Source organism: Candidatus Acidiferrales bacterium (assembly GCA_036514995.1).
In the GTDB taxonomy this organism is placed as follows: domain Bacteria; phylum Acidobacteriota; class Terriglobia; order Acidiferrales; family DATBWB01; genus DATBWB01.
Window position 1 is genome coordinate 1 of record DATBWB010000087.1, and the last position, 5120, is coordinate 5120.

Genomic DNA, 5120 nt, shown 5'->3' on the forward strand with positions numbered 1-5120 from the left:
GGCGAAAAGACCAAGTAGTAATTCGCGCCGTAGTTGCGGGCATTGGTCTGCCCGGGCGCTCCCAGCGGATCGTAAAGCACAACATAGCTGCGGTCAGGGTAGCCTTCCTGGAAGCGCAAGTAGCCGTTCGTGCGCTCGATCCTCGCCCGCTATGAAGACAACCCGCGCGCCCTTTATGGTATGGCCGTCATGGCAACCCTCAACAAGGATGCCGAACAGGCCAAAGAATATTTCCAGCGCACTTTGCAGCGCGCCCGCGAACCGCGTCTGCTGGCGTGGTCGCACATCTATCTTGGACGCATCTATGATATGGAAGATCGCCGTGAATTGGCGCTGAGCGAGTACAGGGCAGCGCTCGCCGCTGGCGACCCTTCCGAGGCGGTGCGCTCCGCCGCCCATCGAGGATTGGAGAAACCCTTCCGCCCGCCCAAACCAGCCGTACCCGGTTCGGCGACGCCAGAATCGGAGTGACGGAAAGGCGTTTTCGCGCGAGAATGGATACACCACAGTACTGGCCGGGAACGTTGGACCGGCAGAATCAAGGAATAAGGGAAGGAGAAGCGACTTTATGAAGCAATACGGGAAAGCAATCATCCTGGCGAGTCTCATTTTGACCGCCACGTTGGCTCTTTCGCGGACCATGCCGCTGGTGGCTGCGAGTGAGGGGAACCAGCCTCAGCAGGGGCAGCAAACTCAACAGCCTGCCCAGCAGCCGCCCGCGCCGCCGACCGCCGGCCAGCCTCAGACCGAACCGCCCCAGCCTCGGTTGCTGGCCAACGACCAGGCGGAAGCTGACGCTTGGACAGCCCTCAGCAATGAACAAGATCCGGCCAAGCGGGTTGTTGCTATCAACGAATTCCTGGAGAAATTTCCTCAGGCCGGTTTGAAAGCGCATGCTTACGCGAGCCTCTCGGCACTACACCTGTCGCTGGGAGATGCCGACAAGACAGTGGCGTTCGGCGAAAAGGCAGTGGAGTTGGATCCGGACAGACCGGATGTCTTGGCTATTCTCTCGCAACTCTACGCCCGTCGGTCCAGACTGGGCGAGTTGGACTACCGGGCCAAGATGCAGAAGGCAGAAACCTATGCCAAGCACTCGCTCGAGTTGATCGAAACCCTGCCTAAACCCGCCGGCATGGCTGACGATCAGTTTATGAGACATAAAGAAACCATTGCGATCATGGCCCATTCCGGCCTCGGGGTTACCTATTTCAACAGTCGGCGGTATGCCCTCGCGGTGGATGAACTGAAGGTGGCTACCGAGCCGAAGTACGCGCAGGTTGACCCGGTGGATTTCTACGTGCTCGGCCTGGCTTACATGAACACGCAGAAATACGCTGAGGCAGTGACGGCCCTTCAGCGGGCATACGATGAGACGCAAGGGCCATTCAAAGACGTGGTGAATCAACAACTGGCGAACGCCAAGAGACTGGCGGCGAATCCACCCACTCCCGCGCCACCCAAGCCGTAACCGGGTAGCTTGAAGCTATGGCCGAGGAGCTATTCGAAGAGCTTGAAGTGCTGCTCGGATACGCGTTTCGCGACCGGCAGTTGCTCGCCCGAGCCCTGACTCACAGTTCTCATCCCAAGGATGCTCAGCCGGGCATGGCGGCATTTGACAACGAGCAGCTCGAATTTCTCGGGGATGCCATTCTTGGATTTGTCGTCAGCCAGCGGCTGGTGGAGCGCTTCCCCGAATTCAGCGAAGGACGGCTGTCCAAGATGAAAGCCAACCTGGTGAGCGCCCATTCGCTGGCGGGGGTGGCCGAGCGGCTGTCTCTCGGGCGCTTTCTCCGGCTGGGTCGTGGAGAAGAAAAGACCGGCGGTCGGACAAAACGGGCGCTGCTGGTCGATGCGGTGGAAGCCGTCATCGCCGCCCTCTACCTCGATGGTGGTCTCGGAGCGGCCACCGGTTTCTTGGGCAAGTTCTTGCTCGAGGAAAGGATCCTCAACGATGCCGAGCGGCTGGCAGCCGCCGATCACAAGTCAGCGCTCCAGGAGTGGCTGCAAGCGCGGGGGATGCCTACCGTCCACTACGCGGTGATCGCCGAGCGCGGGCCCGAGCACCAGAAGACATTCACCGTGCAGGTGGAATGGCGCGGGCGCGTCCTGGCGCGAGCCGAAGGCGCCAGCAAGAAGGTGGCCGAACAAGCCGCCGCACGCTTGACGCTTGAGATGCTTCGCGGGCATGAGATCACGATCGAAAAGGGAAGTTGAGGCGATGGCCGAACAGGAGCGTAAACCTTCGACGGTGCGCGAGTATGTGGATTCGATCCTCGTCACCATCATCCTGGCGTTGTTTGCCACCGGCTTTGTCGTGCAAGCGTTTGAGATCCCTTCGCGCTCCATGGAACCAAACTTGTTGATTGGCGACCACCTTCTGGTGAACAAGTTCATCTATGGTGGCCGGGGCGGAATCTTCGATAAATTTTTACCCTATCGAGCGGTGCGGCGCGGGGATATCATTGTTTTCAAAGCGCCCCACGAGCCGACTCACCCTCATTTCGTCAAGCGCGCGATCGGTTTGCCGGGCGACCGCCTCAAGATTGTGGGTGGACAGGTCTTCATCAATGGCAAGGCGTTAAGCGAGCCTTACGCCCGCCACTCCAACCCGGGCAGCGACCCTTACGGCGACAACTTCCCGCCCTCGGCCAGTTCGCCCGGGTTTTTCACAGGCAATATCACCGAGGGGTGGGCGCGAACCTTGGTCCATTACACTTATGACGATGAGCTGGTGATTCCCCCTGGAAAATATTTCGCCATGGGGGATAACCGGGACTCGAGTCTGGACAGCCGCTACTGGGGTTTCGTGGACCGTGAGAACATCATGGGGCGCCCCATTCTCATCTACTGGTCGTTTGAGGCAAACGAAAGCGACTACAGCCAGCGGGGTCTCGGTCGCCGCCTCCTCAACCTGGTCAAAATCATCTTCGAGTTTCCGGCCCGCACCCGCTGGAATCGGATGTTCCATTTTGTCCGCTGAAGCGCCGGATCGAGCTCGAGCCCCTACGGGCCAGTCACGCAGGCTACCACCTTATGACGCGACGTTTCTGGCGTCGGATAGGCTTCTTGCTGGCGCTGGCCGTTCTCCTGGCCGGCTCATTGCCCTTTCTGATCAGCGCCAATCGCTTCCGCTCCCACCTCATCGCCCGCCTGGAATCTTCCCTCGGCCGTAAAGTCGAGATCGGCGCGGTTCGCTTTAGCTTGCTGGGCACCCCGGCGCTGGAAGCGCAGTACGTCACCGTGGCCGAGGATCCGCGCTTCGGCAATGAACCCTTATTGCGGGCGCCCACGCTGCGTTGCACCTTCCGCCCTCTCTCTATCCTCCAGCGCCGGTTGGCGATCTCTTCTTTGAGTTTCGGCAGCCCGAGCATCAACCTAGTGCGGAATGGGCAGGGCGAGTGGAATCTGTCCAGCCTGCTAGGGCGCCGTGGGCGGCCCCTGGAAGACACAAGGGGGTCGCTGGCCGGGGTGGCGCTCGACCTGGATTCGGCCCGCATTAATTTCAAATCGGGTCCCAACAAGCTGGTGCACACGCTCGACAACCTTTCGGCGAAGTTGCGGTATTCGCTGGAGAATCATCAGTGGGAGCTGCAGGCGGAGTTCAGCCCACTTCGCACGGATATGTCATTGGCCGAGATTGGCACCGTTGCGTTCCGCGCCAAGGGCGAGGCGAGCGCGAGCCACTGGCGAGATTGGCCGTTCCAGTTTCAGGCCGAGTGGAAAAAAAGCCGCCTTTCCGACATCGCCCGGCTCTTTTTCGGTTACGACGCGGGCTGGCGCGGACTTCCTCAGATCAGCGCCAGCGGGAAAGGAACGCTCCGCCGGCTCGACGTTCAGGCAGCCGTGCAGCTTAGCGATCTTCACGGCGCCGAACTGCTTTCCGGGCCGGATTCGCCAGTCCTCCAGCTTCAAGCAAATGGAGTTCTTGACCTGACGGCTGGCGAGCTCGGTCTCCATTCCCTTGAGTTTCGCACGGAGAGATCGAAAGGAATTCTCAGTGCCCGAGTCGCCTGGGGCGATGGGCGCGACCGGCCGGGTCGCTCCGCATGGGAAGCGCAGTTAGACTCCGACCAGATGCATTTGGCCGATTTTGCCGCATGGCTGCCGGGCTTTCGTGCCAACGTGGATGCCACTTTGAAATCGGATGGGGTGGCTCGAGTTCACCTGAGGGCTTCCGGCTCGCCGATGATGCTTCAGGGAACGATCTCCGTTCCGCCCAGCAATCTGGAAACTTCCACGGTTGACCTCGCCGGGAGCTCCTCGGTCATGAAGCTCCGGGTTGGAGAAATCAAAGCTCGCCTGAAGGACGGCATCTTGCAGATCTCGCCGATCGTTCTGCGCTGGCCCCGATGGGATCGGGGCGAGTTGACACTTCGCGGCGTTGTCAACTTTCGCAATTTGCATCGGCCGTATCGTTGGGAAGCGACATCGGATCACGTGCCGCTGGAGGGTGTGATCGGGCTCGAGCAAGCGCTGGGGATCGAGCCGCCGCGCCCCATCCGGCTTGTCGGCACCACCGCCATGTCGCTCCGCTGGCGCGGGCAACTGCGCGGCCCGGTCGAGGGCTCCAAAACAGAAGCGTGGCCCGAAGGCAGGCTGCTGCTCGATGGCATCCGCGTTTCTGCTTCCGGTATGCGGGGTGACATCCAGATCGGCAAAGGACGCGCTGAATTTCGCCAGGGCGAGGCGCGCATTTTCCTGGACGCCTCCCGTTTTGCCGGGACAAATTGGCAAGGCCGCCTCCACCTCTACTCGCGGCCCAGGCGCGAGTGGCGCTTTATTCTTTCCGCCGATCGTCTGTATTTGGCTGCCCTCGACGAGACTTTCAACCCGCGCGACTCAGATCGCTTTCTGCTCCCCCCCGCCCGGATGGGGCCGTTCGGCCAGTTTCCGGCAAAACCAGGCGCGCGATGGTTAGATTCCGTTCGCGCCACTGGCAAGTTGGCGGTGGGCTCACTCGAGGTCGGTTTGGTCAGGACGGAAGATCTGCGAGCAACGGCTGATCTTTCCGGCGGGCAGGTTCGCCTCGACCATATGACGGTGCGTGCCTATGGCGGCCAGTTCGAAGGTTGGTTCCGCGCCGACTTTCGTCCTGCCCCGGTCGGTCCTTCCTACTA

General features: G+C 61.0%; 5 protein-coding genes. All 5 read left to right on the forward strand.

What is annotated here, in order from left to right; all coding sequences use genetic code 11:
* Positions 1 to 129: 129 nt before the first annotated feature.
* Complete coding sequence (locus VIH17_06175) at positions 130 to 471, forward strand: tetratricopeptide repeat protein (protein HEY4682822.1); 342 nt, start codon at positions 130 to 132, stop codon at positions 469 to 471.
* A gap of 97 nt (positions 472 to 568) precedes the next feature.
* Positions 569 to 1471 carry a hypothetical protein gene (locus tag VIH17_06180; protein ID HEY4682823.1) on the forward strand — a complete coding sequence of 301 codons (903 nt, stop codon included), beginning with the start codon at positions 569 to 571 and terminating at the stop codon, positions 1469 to 1471.
* Positions 1472 to 1488: 17 nt separating this feature from the next.
* Positions 1489 to 2217: a ribonuclease III gene (rnc, locus tag VIH17_06185; protein ID HEY4682824.1), complete on the forward strand. Its 729-nt coding sequence runs from the start codon at positions 1489 to 1491 to the stop codon at positions 2215 to 2217.
* Positions 2218 to 2221: 4 nt separating this feature from the next.
* Positions 2222 to 2983 (forward strand): signal peptidase I, encoded by a 762-nt coding sequence (gene lepB, locus VIH17_06190; GenBank protein HEY4682825.1) that lies wholly within the window; start codon positions 2222 to 2224, stop codon positions 2981 to 2983.
* A gap of 53 nt (positions 2984 to 3036) precedes the next feature.
* Positions 3037 to 5120 (forward strand): AsmA family protein (locus tag VIH17_06195; GenBank protein ID HEY4682826.1); only part of this gene is annotated, 2084 nt, incomplete at its 3' end.

Excerpts from the sequence above, each read along its gene's own strand:
- VIH17_06180 (HEY4682823.1), top strand. The coding sequence starts at position 569 with ATGAAGCAATACGGGAAAGCAATCATCCTGGCGAGTCTCATTTTGACC.
- rnc (HEY4682824.1), top strand. The coding sequence starts at position 1,489 with ATGGCCGAGGAGCTATTCGAAGAGCTTGAAGTGCTGCTCGGATACGCG.
- lepB (HEY4682825.1), top strand. The coding sequence starts at position 2,222 with ATGGCCGAACAGGAGCGTAAACCTTCGACGGTGCGCGAGTATGTGGAT.